The sequence below is a fragment of the Amycolatopsis sp. FU40 genome (assembly GCF_021903635.1).
GTDB classification, from domain to species: Bacteria; Actinomycetota; Actinomycetes; order Mycobacteriales; family Pseudonocardiaceae; genus Amycolatopsis; species Amycolatopsis dendrobii.
Map to the genome: position 1 here is coordinate 9,141,639 of NZ_CP091381.1, position 21,866 is coordinate 9,163,504.

Sequence of the window (21,866 nt, forward strand, 5' to 3'; positions counted from 1 at the left end):
AGCACGCTGCTGAGGAAGCCCCAATGTGGCATTGGGTGCGTCATGCGCACCGAACGCCACATTGGGTGCGTCGCATGCACCCAATGCCACATTGGGGCGGTGCGGAGCGGGGCCGGGGCGCGGGGGTGTCCGGCTGGGGGGACGGGGGGAGGGGTCATCGTGGTGCCGGATTTTCGGGGTGGTGCCAGTGCTTGAGCTGCTGTTTTGCTGATTTCGGTGCCAAAGTGGTGCCAAGTTGAGCCAAGGTGGCTTGTGTTGGTGCCAAGCGTGTGCCATAGTGGTGCCATGGACTTGACCACGTACGTAAGCAACCTCGGGCGGGAATTCGCGACGCTGGCCGAGGCCGGCGGCGAAGAGGGACGCGCGCTGGTCGAGCGGCTCACCGGATCGCTCGAATCGGCGATCCGGATGACCCTCCTGGACACCCTGTCCGGCGCCGTCGACGAGATCACCCGGGACCTCGCGCCCGGCTCGGTCGAACTGCGTCTGCGCGGCCGCGACCCGAACTTCGTCGTGACCGCGCCGCCCGCCGAACCCGCACCGGCCGCGGCTCCCGCGGCCGAACCGGCTCCGGAGGCCGAACCGCTGTTCTCCGAGGACGGGCCGTCCGCGCGGATCAACGTGCGGCTGCCCGAACAGCTCAAGGCCGCGGTCGAGGAGGCCGCCGCCAAGGAGGGCCGATCGGTCAACGCCTGGCTCGTCCGGGCGGCCACCGCGGCGCTGCAGCAGCGGCCCGAACGCGAACAGCGGTTCGAATCGCCCGGCGGCACGTTTTCCAAGCAGAGCTTCACCGGCTGGGTCCGGTAGCTCCCTTCTTCGCTGACTCCTTCACCCGTCTCTGACCTGCGGAGACGGCACACCTATCCGAAACGTGGGGACAACCATGCCTAAATTCGACACGCCCGACCCGATTTCCGTCACCCTCGACCTCGGCGTCGGCCACGTCCGGTTCGCCGCGAGCGACCGCGCCGACACGGTCGTGGAAGTCCGTCCGACCGACGAGACGGACTCGTCCGACGTCAAGACCGCGAAGCAGATCCGCGTCGACTACAGCAACGGCATGCTGCACGTCACCGGCCCGAAGATGCGGGCGTTCGACTTCTCCCGCAAGACCCGCTCGGTCGACGTGACGGTCGAACTGCCCGCAGGCTCGCGGATCGCCGCCGAGGTGCAGGCGGGTGCGTTCCAGAGCACCGGGCAGCTCGGGCAGTCGCGGTTCAAGACCGCGGCGGGGAACGTCAGCCTCGACCGCACCGGCCCGCTGCGCGTCGACACCTCGGTCGGCCATGTGACGGTCGAGGAGGTCGCCGGCGACGCCGAGGTCTCCACGTCGTCCGGGAAGGTCCGGCTCGGCCCGGTCGACGGGACCGTGGTCGTCAAGAACTCCAACGGAGACACCACGATCGAGTCCGCGGGCGACGAGGTCCGGGTGCGTGCGGCCAACGGCGACATCACGGTCGAGCACGCCGGCGCCGGGGTCGACGCGAAGACGTCCAACGGGGCCATCCGGCTCGGCGAGGTCGTGCGCGGTTCGGTCCTGCTGGAGAGCGCGATCGGCGACCTGCGGATCGGTATCGCGGAGGGCACCGCGGCCTGGCTCGACGTGAAGACCAACTTCGGCCACGTGCGCAACCAGCTGGAGACCTCGAGCGGCGCGGGCGAGTCCAAGGAGACCGTCGAGGTCCGCGGGCACACGGCGTTCGGCGAGATCGTCATTCACCGTTCCTGATCACAGCTTGGGGAGAAACCTATGTACAGCAACCATTTCAGGCCGGCGATCGCCGCGACCGGACTTCGCAAATCCTTCGGCGACCACGTCGTGCTCGACGGCATCGACCTCACGGTCGCCCGCGGCACGGTCTTCTCGCTGCTCGGCGCGAACGGCGCGGGCAAGACCACCACGGTGAAGATTCTGTCCACTTTGATCAATGCCGACGCCGGTGCGGCGCGGGTCGCCGGGTACGACCTCGCCGCGGAAGCGGACGGGGTGCGCGCCTCGATCGGGGTCACCGGGCAGTTCTCCGCCGTCGACAATCTGCTGACCGGCGAGGAAAACCTGCTGCTGATGGCGGATCTGCACCACCTCGACCGGACCGCCCGGCGGCAGCGCACGGCGGAGCTGCTCGAACAGTTCGATCTCGTCGAATCGGCGAAGAAGCCGGTGTCGACGTACTCCGGCGGCATGCGGCGGCGGCTCGACCTGGCGCTGACGTTGGTCGGCAGCCCGCAGGTGATCTTCCTCGACGAGCCGACCACCGGCCTCGACCCGCGCAGCCGCCGCGCGATGTGGGAGATCGTGCGCAAGCTGGTGGCCGGCGGGGTCACGATTTTCCTTACCACGCAATACCTCGAAGAGGCCGACGAACTCGCCGACCGGATCGCGGTGCTCGACCGCGGGCGGATCGTCGCCGAAGGCACCGCGGAAGAGCTCAAGCGCCAGATCCCCGGCGGCCACGTCCAGTTGCGCTTCGAAGACGAGGCCGACCTCGGGCGCGCCCAGCGGGCGCTGAGCGAGGCTTCGCGGCAGAACGACGCGCTGGTGCTGCGCGTGCCCAGCGACGGCAGCCTGCAGTCGCTCAAGACGGTGATCGACCGGCTCGACGCGTTGTCGGTGAATGTCGGCGAACTGTCCGTGCACACCCCCGATCTCGACGACGTTTTCCTTGCCCTGACTGGCAACCCCACTGACGAAAAGGTGACTTCCCGATGACTGCTCCCGCTCTCGCCGGACTGGATCTGCGGTTCCACCCGGTGCGCGATTCACTGACCATGCTGCGCCGGAACCTCAAGCACATGCTCCGGTATCCGTCGCTGACGATCATGCTGGTCGGAATGCCGGTCGTGTTCCTGCTGCTGTTCGTCTACGTTTTCGGCGGCACGCTAGGCGCCGGGTTAGGCGGGGCGGGCGGCGGCAGAGCCGAGTACGCCAACTTCGTCGCGCCGACGATCCTGCTGATGACCATCACCGCCACCGTGCAGGGCACGGCGATTTCGGTGGCGATGGACCTGACCGAGGGGGTCATCGCCCGGTTCCGGACCATGCACATCGCGCGGGTTTCGGTGCTGACCGGGCACGTGCTCGGCAGTGTGCTGCAAGCGTTGTTCGGGCTCGTGGTGGTCACCGGGGTCGCGCTGCTGGTCGGGTTCCGGCCCGCCGCCGGGGTCGGTTCGTGGTTCGCCGCGGTCGGCTTCCTGGTGGTGGTGGCACTCGCGCTGGTGTGGCTGTGCGTCGCCCTCGGACAGGTGAGCAAGAGTGTCGAATCGGCCAGCAACACGCCGATGCCGTTGCTGCTCCTGCCTTTCCTCGGCAGCGGGTTCGTGCCGACCGACTCGATGCCGGGTGCGCTGCGGTGGTTCGCCGAATACCAGCCGTTCACGCCGATCATCGAGACCCTGCGCGCGCTGCTGCTCGACAAGCCGCTCGGCAACCACCTGTGGTTCGCGCTCGGCTGGTGCGCCGTGCTGGGCATCGGCGGCTATCTCTGGTCCAAGAAGCTTTTCAATCGCGAATACGCACACTGAAAGGGGCATGGGGGATGACTGGCGAGGAGATCGTGCAAGGGGTTCCGATGGGGCGGGCGGCGGGATGCCCGTTCGATCCTCCGCCGTCGCTGACCGCGGTGCGGGACCGGGCTCCGCTGACGCGGATGGCGTTCCCGGACGGGCACGTCGGCTGGCTGGCCACCGGGCACGCGGAGGTCCGGGCGATTCTGGCGGACCAGCGGTTCAGCAATCGGTACGAATTGTGGCACTACCCGTTTCCCGGGATGGAGCAGTTCCCGGAATTGCCGCCCGCTCCGGTGGGCGACATGACGGGGATCGACGCGCCGGAGCACACGCGGTTCCGGAAGCTGCTGACGGGGAAGTTCACGGTGCGGCGGATGCGGTTGCTCGGCGATCGGGTCGCCGAGGTCGCCGACGAATACCTGGACGCGATGGAAAAGGCCGGGCCGGGGGTCGATCTGCTCGAGGCTTACGCGCATCCGGTGCCCGCGGTGATGATTTGCGAATTGCTCGGGGTGCCTTATTCGGATCGGGCTTCTTTTCTGGGGTACGCCGCGGCGATCAGCGACGTTGCTCTTTCCGAAGAGGAGAGGATGACTGCTTATGGCCAGTTGCAGGAGTATGTGGCTTCGCTGGTACCGGCTAAGCGGGCCGCGCCCACGGACGATCTGTTCAGCGACCTGACCGGCAGTGATCTGACTGACGAGGAACTGGCGGGGCTGGGGACGTTCCTGCTCGCGGCTGGGCTGGACACGACGGCGAACATGCTGGCGCTGGGGACGTATGCGTTGCTGCGCAATCCGGCGCAGTGGGCGGTGGTGCGGGATGAACCGGACGCAGCCGGCGGGGCGGTCGAGGAGTTGATGCGGTACCTGTCCATCGCGCATACCGGGGTGCGGGCCGCGCTGGAGGATGTCGAGGTCGGCGGGCAGGTCGTCCGGGCGGGGGAGACGGTGGTGCTGTCGGTGCAGGCGGCCAATCGGGATCCGGAGAAGTTCGAGCGGCCGGACGAGCTGGACGTCCGGCGGGTCGCGGTGGGGCATGTCGGGTTCGGGCACGGGATTCATCAGTGTTTGGGGCAGCAGTTGGCTCGGGTGGAGATGACAGTGGCGTTGCCTGCGCTGGCGCGGAGGTTTCCTGGGTTGCGGGTGGCGGGGGAAGTTTCGTTGCGGCCTGAGGTGCAGAATATTTACGGGGTTTTGCGGTTGCCTGTCGCTTGGTGAGGTCGAGGCGACTCCCGCGCAGTTGAGTGTTCGGCTCTGGCTCGGTGCTCTTCGGGGTGCCGAGCCAGAGCCGATTGGCCGGTCAGGGGAGAACGTGGCGGTTGTGGTCGACGCGGAGGCGGTGTGTGCGGGGCTTCGGGAGCTGGGGGTCAGCGGCGGTGCGGTGATCGTGCATTCGTCGTTGTCCGCGTTCGGGGAGGTGGACGGCGGGGCGGAGGCGGTGGTTCGGGGGCTGTTGCGGGCCGCGGGGACGGTGGTGGTGCCCGCGTTCACGCCGCAGGTGGCGGATCCGTTTCCGGAGCATGCGGGGGACGCCGAGGCGGATGAGGCACGGGCGCGGGTTCCGTTGTTTCACGAGGGGCTGGCGACGCCGATGGGGGCGATTCCCAACGCGGTGCTGGGGTGGAAAGGGAGCTGTCGTAGCCGGCATCCTCAGGCGTCGGTCGCCGCAGTGGGGGCGCGGGCGGCGCAAGTGACCGGTCGGCAGCCGCTGGCGTATGCGGTGGGGCGGGGGTCGCCCTTCGAGTGGCTGTATCGGGAGCGGGCGCGGATCCTGCTGCTCGGGGTAGGGCATGACCGGAACTCGTTCCTGCATTACGCCGAATCTCTCGTCCCGCGTCATCGGCGGAAGGTCCGGCGGTTTCCGTACCTTGTGGACGGGGAGCGGGTGTGGGTGCGGACCGACGACGTCGGGGACGACAACGGGCGCTTCTTTCCTCAGGTCGGGGCGGAATTCGGGGAGACGGGCGGCGTGCGGCGGGGGGAGATCGGAGCGGCGGACTGCCAAGTAATGGACTGTGTACCGTTCGTAGGGTTCGCCCGGCGGAGGCTCGCGGAGCTGCTTCGATGAAGCCGGCACCTATACTCGGGCGTTGTGACTGAAGGGTTCTCGCAGGTTCTGGAGCGTTGCCGGGCGTTCCTGGAGGAGCGGCAGCCGCCGACGCCGTGTCTGGTCGTGGACCTTGACGTGGTGCGCGGGAACTGCGAGCGGCTTCGCCGGGCGCTGCCGGAAGCGCGGATGTACTACGCGGTCAAGGCTAATCCGGCGCCAGAGGTCGTGCGGGTTCTTCGGCAAGCGGGAGCGGGATTCGACGTCGCGGGGCGCGAGGAGATCGAGCTGTGTCTCGCGCAAGGGGTGCGGCCCGAGTCGCTGTCCTATGGCAACACGGTGAAGAAGGCACGGGACATCGAGTTCGCGCACCGCGTGGGGGTGCGGCGGTTTACCTTTGACAGCCTGGAAGACCTGGAAAAGCTCGCGGAGTTCGCGCCGGGATCGACTGTCTCGTGCCGGATTCTCGTGGACAGTCCTGGATCGCAGACGCCGTTCGGGCGCAAGTTCGGCTGTTCCCCGGAGATGGCGGTCGACCTGCTGACGCGGGCGGCGGAGCTGGGGCTGGATCCGGAAGGGGTCGCGTTTCACGTTGGGTCGCAGCATGGTGATCCGCGGGCTTGGGAAGCCGGGATCGCTGCCGCGGGCGAGGTGACTCGTGCGGTGGCGGAGCGCGGGGTTTCCTTGCGAGGCTTGAATATTGGCGGCGGGTTTCCGGTTGGCTATCTGACTGAGCCGCCGCCGTTGACGGAGTACGCGGCGGTTGTTCGCGACGCGGTGGGGCGGCATTTCGCGGTGGTGCCTGAGCTGTCGTTCGAGCCGGGGCGGGCGGTGGTGGCGTCGGCCGGAGTGATTCGCAGCGAGGTCGTGCTGGTGTCGCGCAAGTCCGCGGCGGACGAGAAGCGTTGGGTGTACCTCGACATCGGCCGGTACGGCGGGCTTGCCGAGACGGAGAACGAGGCGATCGCGTACCGATTGGTCACTGCGCACGATGGCGGTCCGGACGGGCCCGTTGTGGTTGCTGGGCCGACGTGCGACGGGGACGACGTGCTTTATCAGCGCACGCCGTATCGGTTGCCGTTGGCGCTGCGGGCTGGGGATTACGTCGATATTCCGGACGCTGGGGCGTACACGCAAAGTTATTCTTCGGTGTCGTTCAACGGGTTTCCGCCGCTGCGGTCGTACTTCGTCGGCGGGGAGGCCGGTGGAGTGGGGGAATTCGCTGGGCGGCATGTGCTCGCGGAGTTTTCCGGGGTGTCCGCGGAGCTGCTCGACGACCCGGTGTTTCTGTGCGAGAGCTTGGAACGCGTGCTGGACAAGGCTGGCGCGACGGTGTGCGAGCTGACGTACAAGCAATTCGAACCGCACGGGGTGACGGCGATGGCGTTGCTGTCGGAGTCGCACGCTTCGATCCACACCTACCCGGAGCGCGGGTCGGCGTTCGTGGATGTGTTCACCTGCGGGCACAAGGCGGATCCGGAACTGGCGGTTCAGTTGTTGCGGGACTTGCTCGGCGCGAGTGTTTCACGGGTGACCACTATCCACAGAGGACAGGAAGACAGTTGAACATCGAGGAACCAGTCGGCGCTGGACTGACCCGGCGGTGGCATGTCTCGGACGTGCTGGTCGACACGCGGACTTCCTACCAGCACCTGGTAATCGGCAAGACGGCGCAAGGGATTTCGCTGTTCTGCGACGACGAGCGGCAGAGCACCGAGTTCAGCCAGCTGGTGTATCACGAGGCGTTGCTGGTTCCGGCGTTGCTGCTGGCGTCCACTGTGGATCGTGTCTTGGTCGTCGGGTCCAGCGAAGGCGTGGTGTGCCAGATCGCGGCCGAGGCAGGTGCTTCGGTCGACCACGTGGACATCGACGCGGAGGCGGTTCGGCTTTGCGCGGAGCATCTTCCGTACGGGTACACGTCGGCTGAGCTGGCTCGGGCGGAGCGTGGCGAGGGGCCGGTTCGGGTGCATTACGTCGATGGGTGGGAGTACGTCCACGCCTGTGCGGAGAAGTACGACGTGGTCTTGGTCGATCTGCCGGATGAGCAGGACGACACCGATGCTCAGCACAATCGGTTGTACGGTAAGGAATTCCTGACGCAGTGCCGGTCGCTGCTGGCCCCTGGCGGGGTGGTGGCGTATCAGGGCGGGTGTCCGACGTTGTGGCGGAACTCGACGTTGGTGAAATGCTGGCGCCGCTTCGAGGAGGTTTTCCCGACGCCGGTTTACTTCGGGTCGCCGGAGCACGAGTGGGCGTTTTTCTTCGGGACGGACGGGGAAGTGCCGGTGGAGACCATGGTGGAGCGGTTGGCGGCCCTGCCGTACCGGCCGGTGTCGGTTGACGCTCTGACGTTGCGCGGGGCGACGGTTCCGCCGATCAGTCTTCGCCGGTGACCGGCAGGTGGACGTTCGCGCTGATCACTCCGGACGGAGTGGTCGGTGAGGTGTTCGACTCCATCGTGGAGCTGCTGCAGCGCAACGGTTTTGCAGTGGTGACCGGCCGGGTGCTTCAGCTGGATCTGCCGACGATGATGCGGGTGTACCGGGCGTCGGAAACGGTTGATCCGGAGAACGATCCGTTCGCGCGGCTTTACGGTTCGGGAGCGGCGTGTCTGCTCCTGCTGCATCGCGCCGCCGGGGAGGCTTGTGCGACCTTGACGCGCTGCAAGGGTGCGACCCGGCCGGACGCCGCGCAGCCGGGGACGGTGCGGTACCTCGGGGAGAACGTCATCCTCAATCTCCTGCATTCCCCGGACGACCCGGGCAACGCGGCGCGCGAACTGTCGATTCTGGTCGGGCAGGAGGCCGCCGAGCGGTACCGCGCCGAGGCGATGTCCGGTGTGCTGCGCGGGGCCGCGGCATTGCGTGCCAGTCTTCCGGCGACGCACGGCTGGGAGGCGATTTCCGGCCCGGTCGCGGTGAATCGCATCCGGCGGCGGATCGGGCAGCAGTTCGCGCCGGGTGATGAGGGACTCCAGGCCGCGCTGGACGACGAGCGGGACCGGATCGCCGTCTGCCGGACCAGCGGTGAACGTCGCCTGGTCGCGGAGCGGGCGAACCCGTCGATCCAGCGGCGGCTCACCAGCCTCGGGCTCGGAGAACTCGCCGGGGCGCCACCGGATCAGGCTGTCCTCGCTGAGCACGGGATCTTCGTTTCGAAGCTGGAGCAGTTGGTGCTCGACACCCGCGACGCGTGATCAGTGCCCGGAGAACCATCCCGGCAGATCCAGTCGCGCGGACTCCGGCGAAGCGACCTTCCGCAGATCCTCCTCCATCGCCCGCAGCCGCCCGGCGCCCAAGGTCTCAGCCCACTCCGCCCGCAGCCGGTCGAAGATCTGCGCGGACTTGGCCAGGCAGTCGAGACCTCGGTCCGTCAGCCGCACCAGCATGCGGCGGCCGTCGCCGGGGTCGCGTTCCCGGTGGACGTAGCCGAGGCGTTCCAGGGCGTCGATCGTCTTTCCGGCGGCCTGTTTGGTGACCCCGAGCGTGCGGCCCAGTTCGACGGCGGTGGTGCCGGACGGGCCGATCGCTTGGAAGACGAAACCGTGCATCGGGCGCAGGCCGGGGTGGCCTTGCCGCGCCAGTTCGGCGTGCAGGTCGTCGATCAGGCTGCGGAAGGCGAACAGCAGGCGCAGCGGCAGCTCGTATCCGGGCGGATCGCTTGACATAGGTAGACAACCTCGTTGACTATATGGACAACCTTATTGTCTATCTTAGGGGAGAGCGGCGCATGACAGTGATCCGGGAGAGCCGTCGGACGGAGACGCCCAACGCGGTGATGACGACGTTGGCTTCGCCGACGCAGGGCGGCAGCCAACAGTCGGTGTGGAGAGTCGAAATGGCGCCCGGCGCGGTCGGGCCGGTGCATGCGTTCGATGCGGAGCAGGTGTGGACGATTCTCGGCGGCGCGGCGGAGATCGCGGTGGGCGGTGTCGTTGAAGCCGTAAGAGAAGGGGAGACGGTGGTGCTGCCTGCTGACGCGGAGCGGCAAGTGCGGGCGGACGCGCGAAGCGGCCTGGTGGCGATCGCGTGCGCGCCGGGGAGTACGCGGGTGTATCGGACGGGCGTGGTGCCGGCGTGCGCGACGGCGGACGGGGACAAGATTCTTCCGGACTGGGTGGCCTGAGGCTGTGGCGGGCGTCACGGAATGTTCGGCGATCTTGAGCGCTACAACGGATATGTCTGCTCCCACCACGCCTGAAGAGTCCGCCTCGGTCGTTCCCGTTCTGGACGACTTCGACTTTCCGCTCGTCGACGGTGCCGCTTGCCGCATCGACGACCCGGATTGCGAAGCCTGTCAGTAATAGCGCACGCACGGGGCGTGACAAGTGGTAACAACACGAGTGACCGGTCGGTGACGGCTCGGGAAACACGGTAACTGCCGGCGCTTCCGGCAGTTACCGTCATTCTCGTGCCGTTGACATTGATCAAAGGTCAGTTCCGGGTCGTCGGGGCCTCCCCGGACGGGGATTCGGTCCGGTTCTATCCCGACCGCGCCGACGCGTTTTCCGCCGCCCGCCTCAAGGTGCGGACCAATTCCCGCGGCGGGGTGCAGTTGCGCCTCGACGGGATCGACGCGCTCGAGACGCATTACCGGCCGAGGGTCGCCGGGGCGGAATTGTGGCGCCAGCCCAAGGAGCTGGCGGACGCCGCCGGCGCGGAACTGTTGCGGTACCTCGGTTTCACGAAGGTCGAGCGCGACGAAGGCGGCCGCGTTTCCGCCAGTACGCCGGGGGAGACGAGCGGGCACATCCTGACCCGGTTCGCCGACAAGTACGGCCGCGCGGTCGCGTTCGCGTTTCCCGGGCAGCGCGCGGGTCGTTCCACGGACGGCGGGTCCGTGCACCTTGATCCGAAAGCGCTGAAGGCGTCGGCGAATTTCCGTCTTCTCGAAACCGGGCTGGCGTATCCGACGTTCTACTCCAAGCTTTATCCGGATCTCCGGCAGGCCATGGCCGACGCGGCGGTCGCGGCGCGCACCGCGGGCAACGGCGTGTGGGAGCACGACGTCACCAACAGCGGGTTCCGGCTGACCAGTCGCGCCCAATTGCGCGACGACGTGGTGCTGTTGCCGAAACTGTTCCGCCGTTTGGTCGATTACCTGAGCCTCGACGAAACCGACGGGGTCTCGCTCGCCGGGTTCGCGGACTACGTCGACACCCGCAACGACCGGCTTTTCACCATCCCCGACGGGCACGCGACGGAACTCCACACGCTCCTGTCCGTCCGGCGGCAGACGCTGAAGCTCACGACTCCGCCGGAGCGGATCGTGTTCGAAGAGGCTTGACCGGCTGCCGCAGAACGGTCTTCAGCTTCTCGGGCGCGGTGCGGCGCGGGTCGCTCAGGTAGACCTCGTGGTGGTCGCCGTTGAAGGTCAGGTCGTGCTCGGGCAGGTATTCGTCGTGGAGCCGGTGCAGGGTGGGCGTTTCGTCGTCGTACGAGCCGAGGTGCAGGATCTGGACGCTCGTGCCCTCGGTCAGCGTGCGCAGCTGAACTCGGGCGAGCGCGGGGTTGTCCTTCTTCTTCGCGACGCTTTCGGCGGCTTCGCGGACCATCTCCTCGGTGACCCAATCCGGCTGATTGATCATCATCGTCCAGTCCCACTTCGCCTTTTCCCGCGTGAGGAAGACGGTGGGGTCGTCGGCGCGCCACAGCCCTTCGAGCGGTCCGACGACGAAGTCCCGGCCGAGGGTTTTCTTGCTGGCGAACTTCACCGAGTACGCGATTCCGTACAGCGCTTCGACCGCGTGCGTGTACTCCGGCGCCGTGTTCGGGTCGCCGTGGCCGTCGACGGCGAGATACTGAAGCGCGGGTACGTCCACGACGGTGAAGTCCTTTGAAGGCGGCGCGTACAACGTGCGGTGGGCCTTCTTGACGTCGTACTTCTCCATCGCGGTCTCCTTGCTGAGGACGCTCTCGGTCCAGGTGAGGTCGGCCGTGAGCATCGCTTCGCTGTAGTCGAAGATCGCCGCCGCGGCGTCGGGCAGGGGTTCTTGGCGGGTGCGCGTCGCCCGCACCTCGGCGAGTTGTTCGCGTACCGCGGTGAGCCGCGCGGTCAGTCCGGAATGCACGTCTGCGTCCGGCAGGCCTGGGCTGTTGGCCATGGCGATGAGGACGCGCGCGTGGACCGGCGTGAGGGTGGTGAGTGCTTCACGGGTGGCGTCCGCGCAAAGTTCGACGCCGGACGGCGTGGCTTGGAAGGTCGCGCGCGATTTCCCGGAGCGCGGGCCGCCGGTGGCTTCGATCAGGCCGCGTTTGGCCAGTTTGTCGAGGACGTAATAGATCGAGGAGAAACCGAGCGCGGTCCAGGCGCGGATGCCGCGTTCCTCGATCACCCGCTCCAGTTCGTAGCCGTGCCGGGGCTGCTCGACGAGCAGGCCGAGGACGGTCAGTTCGGCGTCGGTGAGGGCAGGCACGCCAGATATTCTAGTACTGGAATAGCTGTGCCTCCAAGACCGCGACCTCCGGAGCCGGGTCGAAGCCGTGGCCGATCAGCCAATGGACCACCCGGAGGCTGCGCAGCGACCACCACGCGCGGAGTGCGTCGAGGTCGACGTCTGTGCCATAGCCGGCCAGGACGTCGGAGAGGTGTTCCTGGTGGGCGAGCGTCAGGGCGGCGAGGTCGAAGAGGGCGTCGCCCTGGGCGGCCTCGGACCAGTCGAGGATGCCGGTGACCTCGTCGCCTTCGACGAAGACGTGGGCCACCTGCAGATCGCCATGGGTGAACACCGGGGTCCACGGCCGCAGCGCCGCCTTGGCGATCTGGTGGTTGCGGGTGACCAGGCCGGCGGGGAGGGCGTCGTTCGCGATCAGCCACGCGCATTCGCGGTCGAGGTCGGCGGCGAGTTCGTCGGGGTTCCAGCCGGGGGACGGCGGCAGCGGCGCCTCGTGCAGCTTCCGGGCGGCGGCTCCCGCGGCGGCCCAGGCTTCCGAGGACGCGGCCGACGGTGTGCCGGGGCGGCCGAGTTCACGTCCGCGCAGGGCGGCGAGCGCCAGCACGGGCGGTTTCCGCCACCGGATCTCCGGCGTCGGGACCGGGGCCAGCGCCATCGCCGCGACCTCGGCGTCGGCGCGCGCCTGATCGGTGTCGACCTTCAGGAACACGTCGCCGACGCGCAGGGTCGCGCGTTCGTGGTGGGCGACGATGATTTCGACTTCCTCCATGGCCGCGATTGTCACGAAGACGATCACTCGCGTCGCCCGGTTTTTCCGGCGAACGGCGGCGAGTACCCCCAGCACCCACCCCTCCCCAGAGGATGTCCGCCCGGCCCCACCGCGTCGGCCCGCAGGCCGGCGACCAGGTCCCCACCTCGGGGGCCGGACGTGGTTCCTACCCTGCCCGGAGCCGTCCCCAAGCTGTCCCCGGTCTGTCCTTTCGGCATCCCCGGTGCCGGTGACCTGCGCGGGTATGCTCGGACCCCGGAGCGGAGGAGGGGAATCGCGGAATGGATTTTCGCGTGCTCGGAGCGCTGGAAATCCAGACCGGAGCCGATCGGGTGACGGTGCCCGGCGCGCGCCACCGCCGCGTGCTGGCCTGTTTGCTGCTGTCGCCGAACTCGGTCGTCCCGCTGCCGAAGCTGATCGAGGCGACGTGGGACGGCGAGCCGCCCGCGACGGCCACGAAGCAGATCCAGAACTGTGTCTCGGTGCTCCGAGAGCGGCTCGGCGATGCCAAACAACAGCTCATCGTCACCGACGGCTCGGGCTACCGGATCGCGGTCGATCATCGGCAAGTCGACTGGCTTCGGTTTGCCGACGCCGTTGCCGCCGCCCGCCAGTCGGCGGAGGCCGGAGCGCTGGCCGAGGGGGTCGAGAAAGTCCGGTCGGCGTTGCGGCTGTGGCGCGGTCCGGTGCTGGACGGGCTGGACGCCGCGGCGCTCGCCGGGCGTGCGGCGCGGCTGGAGGAACAGCGGCTCGACGCGGTGGAGCTGTGCATCGACTGGCAGCTGAAACTCGGGCAGCACCGCGAGGTCGTGGACGAGCTGGGGGCGATCGTCGAGGAGCATCCGCTGCGGGAACGGCCGTACGCGCAGCTGATGCTCGCCCTGGATCGCAGTGGTCGGCAGGCGGACGCGCTCGCGGTGTTTCAGCGGTTGCGGACCCAGCTCGCCGAGGAACTCGGGGTCGATCCCGGCGCTGAGGTGCGCCGGTTGCACGAGCAGATCCTGCGCGGCGAGACGGAACAGCCGGCGGTCGCGGAGCCGGTTCGGGCGGAGCGGCCGTCGAGCCAGCTCGATCGGGCGGCCGAGGAACTCGCGGCGGCGATCGTCCGCCAGTGGACCGCGGAGACCGAGATCCGTTCGCTGCACCGTCCGGAACCGGTGCCGCTGACCTGGACGAGCACCGAACGTCCGGTGGCCGCGGCCGCGCCCGCGGTGCTCGGCCGGCCCGGCGATCCGGACCGGCTGACGTTCAGCGGCGATCTCACCGACGTCGTCGCGAAGTTCCGGCAGGTCCCGGCGCGGCAACTGGTCGTGCTCGGCGAACCGGGCGCGGGGAAGTCGGTGCTGGCCATCCTGCTCACGCTCGGGCTGCTGGCCGACCCGCCGCCGGGCGAACCGGTGCCGGTGCTGCTGCCGCTGTCGTCGTGGAATCCGCGCGAGGAACACCTCCACGGCTGGCTGGCCCGGCGGCTGGCCGAGGAGTATCCGGGCCTGGCCAACACCGGCGCGTACGGAAAGGGCGCGGCGCTGCGGCTGGTGCTCGAAGGCCGGATCATCCCGGTGCTCGACGGTCTCGACGAGCTGGCTCCCGGACTGCACACCGCCGCGATCGACGCGCTGGACCAAGCCGTCTCCGGAGGCCGTCCGCTCGTGGTGACCTGCCGCAGCACCGAGTACGAGGCCGCGGTCGAGCAGTCCGGGACCTTTCTGTCGCGCGCGGCGGTGGTGGAGATCGAACCGGTCGAGACCGAGGACGCGATCGACTTCCTCACCGCACGGCAGCGCTTCGGCGAAACCCGCTGGGATCCGGTCGTCCGGCAGTTGCGGCGGCAGCCGGAAAGCCCGCTGGCGCAGGCTCTTCGCACGCCGCTGATGGTCGATCTGGCCAGGACGGCGTACGCGCATCCCTCGACTGATCCCGGCGAACTCTGCGACCCGACAAGGTTTCCCGACCGCGCGGCGATCGAGGGACATCTGCTCGACGAGTACCTGCCCGTGGTCTACACCTCGCGGCCGGCCCCGCCCGCCCGGCTCGACCGGCCGACCCGCCCGCGCGATTACCCGGCGGAGCAGGCGCAACGCTGGCTGAGCTTCTTCGCCCGGCAGCTGGAACGCGACCAGAGCCGCGACCTCGCGTGGTGGCAGTTGGATCGTGCGGTGCCGAGGCTGGTCCTGGGGCTCTGCCTCGGCTTGCCGCCTGCGTTGCTGTTCGCGCTGACCGGCTGGATCGCCGCGGGTCCGGTGATCGGGGCGATCTACGGGCTGTCGTTCGCGGTGGCCGGTTGCGTAACGCATACGGTCGGCAGCCGGCCGGGCCCGTTGCGGGTGGAGGCGCGGTTCCGCGGGACCGCGGGCCGTTTCCTGCGCCGGTTCGCGGTCGGGGTGCTGATCGGGGTGTGCCTCGGACTGGCGTGGTCGCTGTCGGCCGGGGTGATCGCCCTGCTCGCGGTGGTGTTCGGACTGGCGATCGGGGTGCACGTCTGGCTGGACACGCCGCTCGAGGCGAGCCGGGTGTCGAGTCCGGCGAGCGTGCTGCGCAACGACCGTGCCGCGACGCTGTCGTTCACCTTGTCCTTCATCGTTTCGCTGGGCTTGTTCTACGGGATGGCGTTCGCCTTCACGAAGGAAACGCGGTTCCTCGGCGTCTTCAACGACCATTACGACCTGGCGCTGGCCTTCGCCGGCGGGCTGGCGTCGGCGTTGCTGGGCCGGTTTTTGGTGCGGAGTCCGGGAAGCCTCGCTTACGGCCTCGCTGGCGTGCTCATCGGCGGCCAGGTCTTCTCGCGGGCGTCGAGCACGGCGCAGGCGGTGGCGGCCGGTGTGGTGTTCGGGTTGGCCGTGGGGCTGAGTGTGTGGATCGCGCGGGCTTGGGGCGCCTACACGTTCAGCCGGTTGTGGCTGGCCTCGCGGAAGCGGATCCCGTTGGATCTGATGGGTTTCCTCGACGACGCGCATCGTCGTGGTGTGCTGCGTCAGGTCGGTGAGGTGTACCAGTTCCGGCACGCGCGGTTGCAGGAACGGCTAGCGGCGGATCCGGCTTAACGCTGCAATCTCGGGTCCTGCGACGGGTCCGCGTACATCGGCGGGCAGCCCTGGTCGATGGCCTCCGGACGCAGTTCGTAGTGCCACGGTTCGTTGCGGTAGATCTGGCACAGTCCATACGCGGCACCGTGTTCCGACAGCCACGCCGTCGCTTCGGAGGGGCCGAGGTCGATCGCGTTCCCCAGGACGTGCGCGGACCGGTCGGCGGTGGCTACCCAGCGGGCGGCTTCCTGTTCCGAGCCGTACTTGGCGATCGCCTTGTGCCGAAGCTGATTCTGGTACGCCGGGGAACGCCAGCCGCTGTTGACGCGGAACTCGACGCCGTCGTTCGCGGCGTCCTTCGCCGCCCGGCGCAGCGCCTCCAGGAACACCGGGTCGAGATTGGCCACGGCGGGAATCTCGGCGAACACCGTCGTGCCGGACGGGACGGCTCCGTCGGCCTCGCTGAGCGCGCCACGACGGCGAAGCACGCGGCGGACGGTTCGCCGGAAGGGACTTCGTGCTGATTCGCTGCGGGTCATGGCGTTCAGCCAAGGCGGACCGGTGTTGCCGGCGCGTACGCGGTTTCGGATATGCCAGCGATACGCGCCTGCTCGTAGCATCGAGATCATGCGTGTGCTGATCGTCGAGGACGAGCCCTACCTGGCCGAGGCCATCCGGGACGGGCTGCGCCTGGAAGCGATCGCCGCCGACCTCGCCGGGGACGGGGACACCGCGCTGGAAATGCTGAGCGTCAACGCGTACGACATGGCGGTGCTCGACCGGGACATTCCCGGGCCCTCAGGCGACGAGATCGCGAAACGCGTCGTCGCCTCCGGCAGCGGCATGCCGATCCTGATGCTCACCGCCGCCGACCGGCTCGACGACAAGGTCTCCGGTTTCGAACTCGGCGCCGACGACTACCTCACCAAACCGTTCGAGCTGCGGGAACTCGTGCTCCGGCTGCGCGCGCTCGACCGCAGGCGCGCGCACAACCGGCCGCCGGTGCGCGAAATCGCGGGACTGAAGCTCGACCCGTTCCGCCGCGAGGTCTACCGGGACGGCCGGTACGTCGCGCTGACCCGGAAACAGTTCGCCGTCCTGGAGGTGCTCGTCGCGGCCGAGGGCGGGGTGGTCAGCGCCGAGGAACTGCTCGAACGGGCCTGGGACGAGAACGCGGACCCGTTCACCAACGCCGTCCGCATCACGGTTTCGGCGCTGCGCAAACGGCTCGGCGAACCGTGGCTGGTCGCGACCGTCCCCGGGGTCGGCTACCGGATCGACGACGGGGCGGAACGCGGATGATCCGCGAGCCGGGGATGAGCGTCCGGCTCAAACTGACCCTCAGCTACGCCGGATTCCTCATGCTGGCCGGGACGCTGCTGCTCGGCGCGGTGGGCTTCTTCCTGCTGGACTACCAGGACCGGGCGCTGGAGGTCATGCCGGTGGTGATGGCCCCGTCCGGCCGCGACCTGATCAAGGATTTCGCGCCGGACGCGGCCGTCGTGATGCTGCTCCTGCTGATGTTCGGCCTGCTGGGCGGCTGGATCCTCGCCGGGCGCATGCTCGCCCCGCTGAACCGGATCACCGCCGCGACCCGGCAGGCCGCGACCGGCTCGCTCGCCCACCGGATCGAATTGGAAGGCCGCGACGACGAGTTCCGCGAACTCGCCGACAGCTTCGACGCCATGCTCGCCCGCCTCGACGCGCACGTCGCCGAACAGCGGAGATTCGCCGCCAACGCCTCGCACGAACTGCGCACCCCGCTGGCGATCACGCAGAGCCTGCTCGAAGTCGCCCGCGACGACCCGGAATGCGATATCGACGAGCTTCATGAGCGTCTACGCGTCGTGAACACACGGGCGATCGAACTCACCGAAGCCTTGCTGCTGCTCAGCCGCGCGGATCAGCGTTCGTTCACCCGGGAGCCCGTCGACCTGTCGCTGCTGGCGGAAGAAGCCGCCGAGACGTTGCTTCCCCTTGCCGAGAAGCACGGCGTGACCATTGAGACCTCCGGTGATGTCACTGCCGTGCACGGGTCTCGGGCACTGCTGCTGCAACTGACGACGAATCTGCTGCACAACGCCATCGTCCACAACCTGCCGGAAGGCGGGACCGTGCGGCTCCGCACCACCGCCTCCGCGACGTCGAGCACGCTCACGGTGGAAAACACCGGGGAGGAAGTCAGCCCGGAGCGGATCTGGACGTTCACCGAGCCGTTCCAGCGCGGCACCGAGCGGATCCGCCGCGATCATGCTGGGGTCGGGCTGGGGCTGGCGATCGTGAAGAGTCTCGCGCGGGCGCATGACGGGACGCTTTCTCTCGCGCCGGGTGCCGCGGGCGGGCTTCGGGTGACGGTGCGGCTACCTGGCGGGTCGACGTCGTTCGGCGATCGTCAGGACGTGCCGCGCTAGGACGGTGTCCGCGTTGGGCGCACCGGTCGCGGAGGCGCGGGCGGACATCGCAGCTAGGCGGACCGGGTCGGTGAGGATCGGGAGGAGGGTGGTTTCGATCCAGGTCGGGGTGAGGTCGGCGTCGTTGACGAGCAGTGCGCCGCCTGCCGCGACGATCGGTCCGGCGTTCAGCCGTTGCTCGCCGCCGCGGTCGGGCAGCGGGACGAACGCGGCGGGGAGGCCGACTGCGGCCAGTTCGGCGCAGGTCATCGCGCCGGAACGGCAGATCGCGAAGTCGGCGGCGGCGTAGGCGTGCTGCATTTCGTCGACGAATGGCAGGACGACATACGACGGGTCTTCCGCTTCGACGGTGTGCCGCGGGCCGGTGATGTGCAGGACTTGCACCCCGGCCGCGCGTAGTGCGGCTGCTGCGCCGGAGGCGGCGGCGTTGATCGTGGTGGCGCCTTGCGAACCGCCGGTGACCAGCAGGACCGGGTCGTCGGGGTTGAGGCCGAACCGGCGTCGGGCTGCTTCGCGGGTTGCGGGACGGTCGAGTCCGGTGATCGCCGGGCGCAGCGGGATGCCGATCGCGGTGCCGTGTTTCAGCCGGACGTCCGGGGAGGCGGTGTACACGTGCGGCGTCAAAAGCGCGGCCATTCGGTTGGCTGCTCCCGGGCGGATGTTCGCCTCGTGGATGACGATCGGCAGCCGTCGCTGGCGGGCGGCCAAGCAGGCCGGGGCGGCGACGTAGCCGCCGAAGCCCACGACGACGTCTGCCCGCACCTGGTCGAGGATCGTCCCGGCGGTCCGGATCGACTCGCGCAGCCGGGACGGGATGTGCAGAAGGGCGCGGGTCGCCTTGCGCGGCAACGGGACTGGCGGGATGAGTTCCAGCGGGTAGCCGCGAGCGGGGATCAGCACCGTGTCCAGACCGCGGACGGTGCCGAGCGCGGTGATCTCCGCGGCAGGCTCCAACCGCCGTAGCGCGTCGGCGAAGTTCATCGCCGGTTCGATGTGCCCGGCCGAATGGCCTCCGGCGACGACCACGCGTGGTGCTCTGATGTCCATCAGGCGACAAGGAAGTCGAAGTACGTGTCCGGATAAGGCTCGTCCTTCAGCGTGTAGTGCCACCACTCGGACTCGTAGGCGGCGAAACCGCAGTCCTCCATGATGGAACGCAGGTGCTGCCGGTTCGCCGTCTCGGCTGCGGTAATGCCTGGCGCGCCGTGGTGCGAGACGGCGTCCATCAGGTCGAAGCCGCCGCCCATGGGGACGAGTTCTCCGGTGTCCAGGCGGTACAGGGTCAAATCCGCTGTGCTGCCTCGGGTGTGGCCGGATCTGGTTGCCACGTAACCGTTTTCGAACATCTCCGCACGGTCGAGGTGCGGGTAGTGCTGGCGCTTCTTCCGGCCGTCTTCCGGCTGTTTCGCCCAGCGCAAGAAGCAGTTCACGGCGCGCTGCGGCCGGTAGCCGTCCCAGATCAGCAGGCCGAAACCCAGTGTCGCGGCTTTCTCCCGCGCACTTCGCAGCGCGTCGCACAAGGCGTGGGTGCCGACGATCCGGTTCGCCAGGTAGCCGTCCACCGGTTTGCCGGTGAAGTTGTCCCAGGTGGCGTACTTGGCGTCCCAGCGGATCCCGGGCACGGCCTCGTCCAGGAAGGCGAAACCGGGCTTCATCGGGGCGTCCCGGCCAGCGCGAGCGACACCATCCGGTCGAGCATTTCGGAGAACGAGAGCCCGGCCGCCGCCATCATCCGCGGGTACCGGCTGTAGGAGGTCAAGCCGGGGAAAGTGTTGACCTCGTTGAGCATGGCGGTGCCGTCTTCGAGCAGGAACAGGTCGACGCGGGCGAGTCCCTGGCAGCCGAGCGCGCGGTAGACGGTCCGCGCGGTCGCCTGGACACGGGCGCGCGATTCCGCCGGGATGTCCGCGGGGACGAGGATGGTCGAGTTCTCGGAGCCGCTTTCCGGGTTCTCCTCCTGGTGGATCTTGAAGAACCCGTGCGACAGCCGGATCTGGTCGGGCTCGCCGACGATCAGGTCCGCGCCGTTGCCCAAGACCGCACATCCGACCTCGCTGCCCTCGACCGCTTCCTCGATCAGCAATTTGGAGTCGAACCGCGCCGCCTCCGCGATCGCACCCGGCAGATCTTCCTCGCGCGAGACCTTGGTGACGCCGAACGACGAACCGGACCGGGCCGGTTTCACGAAGACGGGGTAGGAGAACTTGCTCGCGTCGACGTCCTCGTCCGCGGTGCCGGCCCAGAAACTCGGCGTCGCGACACCCGCGCTGCCGACGACCAGGTACGCGAGGGATTTGTCCATGCACAGCGCGGAACTTTGCACGTCACAGCCCGCGTACGGGATTCCGGACAGTTCGAGCAGACCCTGCATCGCGCCGTCCTCGCCGAGCTTGCCGTGCAGCACCGGCAGCACCACGTCCAGCCGGACCGGCTCGTACTCGCCCTGCTCCTCGACAAGCAACCCGCGGACGCTCCGGTCCGGCGACAGCATCGCCGGGCGACCGCTGTCTTCCCACGCTTCGCCGGGGCCGTCGCACAGCTTCCACGCGCCGTCCTTGGTGATCCCGACCCAGTACGGTTCGTATTTTTCCGGGTCGAGGTTTTTCGCGACCTCTCGCGCGGATTTGACCGAGACGGGGTGTTCCTCGGAGATTCCGCCGAAGACGACGCCGACCTTGAGTTTAGCCATGGTTTGTCCAGCTTTCGAAATTCAGGCAGTTGAGGAGACTGTTTTCCACCGCGTCGCGCAACGCGTGGTCGGTGTGGTACGCGGTGTGCGGGCTGATCAGGACGTTCGGCAGCTTCTGCAGCCGCGCCAGATTCGTGTTCTCGAGGGGTTCGCGGCGGCAGTCGGCGTAGAACATCCCTTCCTCCCCTTCGAGGACGTCCAATGCCGCGCCGCCCAGCCTGCCGCTTTCCAGCGCCGACAGCAGGGCTTCGGTGTCGATCAGCCCGCCGCGGCCGGTGTTGACGACGATCGCGCCGGGTTTCATCTGCTCGATCCGGCGCTGGTCCAGGAGACGGCGGGTTTCGGGGGTGAGCGGGGTGTGCAGCGTGACGATGTCGCTCTGCCGCAGCAAATCGTCGAGGGGAACGTAATCGGCCGACGTCCGGGGGCGGAGATCGTAAGCCAGCTTCTGTCCGCCGAAACCCCACAGCCGGTCGATGACCGCCGCGCCGATCCGGCCGGTTCCGATGACGCCCACGGTGAGGTCGCGCAGTTCTTTTCCTGGCGTAGGGCTCAATCGGTAATCGTGCGCGTCCGTCCGGCGGATGAGGGATTTCGCGTTGCGGATCGCCATCAGCATCAACATGAGCGTGTAATCGGCGACGCTGTCGGGCGAGTACGCGACGTTTCCCACCGAGATCCCGAGCTTCTCGGCGTACGCGACGTCGAGATGATTGCAGCCGATGCTCCGCGTGGAGAGATACTGGACGCCGATCTCGCTGAGCGCGTGCAAGGTGTCATTGGTGATGCGCGTTTTGTGACTGATGCTGACACATCGATTCCCGGCGGCGAGTTCGACCGTGGCTTCGGACAACGCCGCCGAGGTGACAGTCGGTGTCACCCCCAACCGGGACACCGCCTCCTCGACCAGGGCGGCTTCGTCGGGCCCGCAGCCGTAGATCGTGATCCCGGCCGCCGGAACCAGCGATCGGACCCGAGGGCCCGCGGCGCGTGCCGGTTCGCGGTAGGTCATGGCTGCCAGTCA

General features: G+C 68.5%; 22 protein-coding genes and 1 pseudogene. 15 read left to right on the plus strand and 8 right to left on the minus strand.

Translation table 11 applies throughout. The annotated features are described in order from the left end of the window. Positions 1-285 precede the first annotated feature (285 nt). The 10 genes and pseudogenes from L3Q65_RS43415 to L3Q65_RS43460 all read left to right on the plus strand — a co-directional run bounded on the left by L3Q65_RS43415 (position 286) and on the right by L3Q65_RS43460 (position 8,752). Complete coding sequence (locus L3Q65_RS43415) at positions 286-807, plus strand: YlcI/YnfO family protein (protein ID WP_182892441.1); 522 nt, start codon at positions 286-288, stop codon at positions 805-807. Positions 808-883: 76 nt separating this feature from the next. Further along, positions 884-1,729, plus strand: a complete 846-nt coding sequence (locus L3Q65_RS43420) for a DUF4097 family beta strand repeat-containing protein (protein WP_182892440.1) — start codon at positions 884-886, stop codon at positions 1,727-1,729. 21 nt (positions 1,730-1,750) lie between these two features. Beyond that, the gene (locus L3Q65_RS43425; protein ID WP_237598225.1) at positions 1,751-2,710 is read left to right on the plus strand and encodes an ATP-binding cassette domain-containing protein; all 960 of its coding nucleotides are present in this window, start codon (positions 1,751-1,753) and stop codon (positions 2,708-2,710) included. Next, entirely contained in the window at positions 2,707-3,522 is an 816-nt protein-coding gene (locus tag L3Q65_RS43430; protein WP_237598226.1) for an ABC transporter permease, read from the plus strand. The genes L3Q65_RS43425 and L3Q65_RS43430 overlap by 4 nt, the downstream gene beginning before the upstream one ends. Before the next feature lie 14 nt (positions 3,523-3,536). Continuing rightward, positions 3,537-4,727 carry a cytochrome P450 gene (locus L3Q65_RS43435; RefSeq protein ID WP_237598227.1) on the plus strand — a complete coding sequence of 397 codons (1,191 nt, stop codon included), beginning with the start codon at positions 3,537-3,539 and terminating at the stop codon, positions 4,725-4,727. 94 nt (positions 4,728-4,821) lie between these two features. Then, entirely contained in the window at positions 4,822-5,577 is a 756-nt protein-coding gene (locus L3Q65_RS43440; protein WP_237598228.1) for an aminoglycoside N(3)-acetyltransferase, read from the plus strand. 120 nt (positions 5,578-5,697) lie between these two features. Further along, positions 5,698-6,621 (plus strand): annotated as a pseudogene (locus L3Q65_RS43445) (type III PLP-dependent enzyme); the annotation flags it as partial. Between the two features lie 108 nt (positions 6,622-6,729). Beyond that, complete coding sequence (gene speD / locus L3Q65_RS43450; RefSeq protein ID WP_370648242.1) at positions 6,730-7,122, plus strand: adenosylmethionine decarboxylase; 393 nt, start codon at positions 6,730-6,732, stop codon at positions 7,120-7,122. Beyond that, positions 7,119-7,949: a spermidine synthase gene (locus tag L3Q65_RS43455; RefSeq protein WP_237598229.1), complete on the plus strand. Its 831-nt coding sequence runs from the start codon at positions 7,119-7,121 to the stop codon at positions 7,947-7,949. The genes speD and L3Q65_RS43455 overlap by 4 nt, the downstream gene beginning before the upstream one ends. Further along, positions 7,946-8,752 carry a nucleoside-diphosphate kinase gene (locus tag L3Q65_RS43460; protein ID WP_237598230.1) on the plus strand — a complete coding sequence of 269 codons (807 nt, stop codon included), beginning with the start codon at positions 7,946-7,948 and terminating at the stop codon, positions 8,750-8,752. Before L3Q65_RS43455 ends, L3Q65_RS43460 begins: the two co-directional genes overlap by 4 nt. On the opposite strand, the gene L3Q65_RS43465 is transcribed toward L3Q65_RS43460, so the two are convergent. Beyond that, positions 8,753-9,223 carry a MarR family winged helix-turn-helix transcriptional regulator gene (locus L3Q65_RS43465; protein ID WP_237598231.1) on the minus strand — a complete coding sequence of 157 codons (471 nt, stop codon included), beginning with the start codon at positions 9,221-9,223 and terminating at the stop codon, positions 8,753-8,755. It lies immediately after the preceding gene. 62 nt (positions 9,224-9,285) lie between these two features. On the opposite strand from L3Q65_RS43465, the gene L3Q65_RS43470 reads away from it, so the two are divergent. After that, positions 9,286-9,681, plus strand: coding sequence for a cupin domain-containing protein (locus L3Q65_RS43470; protein ID WP_237598232.1), 396 nt, complete (start codon positions 9,286-9,288; stop codon positions 9,679-9,681). 285 nt (positions 9,682-9,966) lie between these two features. Further along, complete coding sequence (locus L3Q65_RS43475; protein WP_237598233.1) at positions 9,967-10,842, plus strand: nuclease; 876 nt, start codon at positions 9,967-9,969, stop codon at positions 10,840-10,842. Here the strand turns inward: L3Q65_RS43475 and L3Q65_RS43480 are convergent. Together L3Q65_RS43480 and L3Q65_RS43485 are read right to left on the minus strand one after the other, a co-directional pair. After that, on the minus strand, positions 10,802-11,971 hold the full coding sequence (locus L3Q65_RS43480) for a GyrI-like domain-containing protein (protein WP_182892430.1): 1,170 nt from the start codon (positions 11,969-11,971) through the stop codon (positions 10,802-10,804). The genes L3Q65_RS43475 and L3Q65_RS43480 overlap by 41 nt on opposite strands. 10 nt (positions 11,972-11,981) lie before the next feature. Then, on the minus strand, positions 11,982-12,719 hold the full coding sequence (locus L3Q65_RS43485) for a phosphotransferase family protein (protein ID WP_182892429.1): 738 nt from the start codon (positions 12,717-12,719) through the stop codon (positions 11,982-11,984). A 281-nt stretch (positions 12,720-13,000) separates the two neighbouring features. On the opposite strand from L3Q65_RS43485, the gene L3Q65_RS43490 reads away from it, so the two are divergent. Beyond that, on the plus strand, positions 13,001-15,760 hold the full coding sequence (locus L3Q65_RS43490) for a BTAD domain-containing putative transcriptional regulator (RefSeq protein WP_182892428.1): 2,760 nt from the start codon (positions 13,001-13,003) through the stop codon (positions 15,758-15,760). On the opposite strand, the gene L3Q65_RS43495 is transcribed toward L3Q65_RS43490, so the two are convergent. Continuing rightward, positions 15,757-16,281 (minus strand): M15 family metallopeptidase, encoded by a 525-nt coding sequence (locus L3Q65_RS43495; RefSeq protein ID WP_220507467.1) that lies wholly within the window; start codon positions 16,279-16,281, stop codon positions 15,757-15,759. The genes L3Q65_RS43490 and L3Q65_RS43495 overlap by 4 nt on opposite strands. A gap of 88 nt (positions 16,282-16,369) precedes the next feature. Between L3Q65_RS43495 and L3Q65_RS43500 the strand changes: the two genes are divergently transcribed. Together L3Q65_RS43500 and L3Q65_RS43505 are read left to right on the plus strand one after the other, a co-directional pair. After that, on the plus strand, positions 16,370-17,044 hold the full coding sequence (locus L3Q65_RS43500; protein WP_182892426.1) for a response regulator transcription factor: 675 nt from the start codon (positions 16,370-16,372) through the stop codon (positions 17,042-17,044). After that, positions 17,041-18,153, plus strand: coding sequence for a HAMP domain-containing sensor histidine kinase (locus L3Q65_RS43505; protein ID WP_182892425.1), 1,113 nt, complete (start codon positions 17,041-17,043; stop codon positions 18,151-18,153). Before L3Q65_RS43500 ends, L3Q65_RS43505 begins: the two co-directional genes overlap by 4 nt. Here the strand turns inward: L3Q65_RS43505 and L3Q65_RS43510 are convergent. The 4 genes from L3Q65_RS43510 to L3Q65_RS43525 are packed head-to-tail and all read right to left on the minus strand — an operon-like array spanning position 18,103 to position 21,854. Then, the gene (locus L3Q65_RS43510; RefSeq protein ID WP_182892424.1) at positions 18,103-19,200 is read right to left on the minus strand and encodes a glycosyltransferase; all 1,098 of its coding nucleotides are present in this window, start codon (positions 19,198-19,200) and stop codon (positions 18,103-18,105) included. The two genes, L3Q65_RS43505 and L3Q65_RS43510, sit on opposite strands and share 51 nt — an antisense overlap. Further along, the gene (gene vanX / locus L3Q65_RS43515; protein ID WP_237598234.1) at positions 19,200-19,808 is read right to left on the minus strand and encodes a D-Ala-D-Ala dipeptidase VanX; all 609 of its coding nucleotides are present in this window, start codon (positions 19,806-19,808) and stop codon (positions 19,200-19,202) included. The genes L3Q65_RS43510 and vanX overlap by 1 nt, the downstream gene beginning before the upstream one ends. After that, positions 19,805-20,842 carry a D-alanine--(R)-lactate ligase gene (gene vanA / locus L3Q65_RS43520; RefSeq protein ID WP_237598235.1) on the minus strand — a complete coding sequence of 346 codons (1,038 nt, stop codon included), beginning with the start codon at positions 20,840-20,842 and terminating at the stop codon, positions 19,805-19,807. Before vanA ends, vanX begins: the two co-directional genes overlap by 4 nt. After that, positions 20,835-21,854: a D-isomer specific 2-hydroxyacid dehydrogenase family protein gene (locus L3Q65_RS43525; RefSeq protein WP_182892421.1), complete on the minus strand. Its 1,020-nt coding sequence runs from the start codon at positions 21,852-21,854 to the stop codon at positions 20,835-20,837. The genes vanA and L3Q65_RS43525 overlap by 8 nt, the downstream gene beginning before the upstream one ends. Positions 21,855-21,866 lie beyond the last annotated feature (12 nt).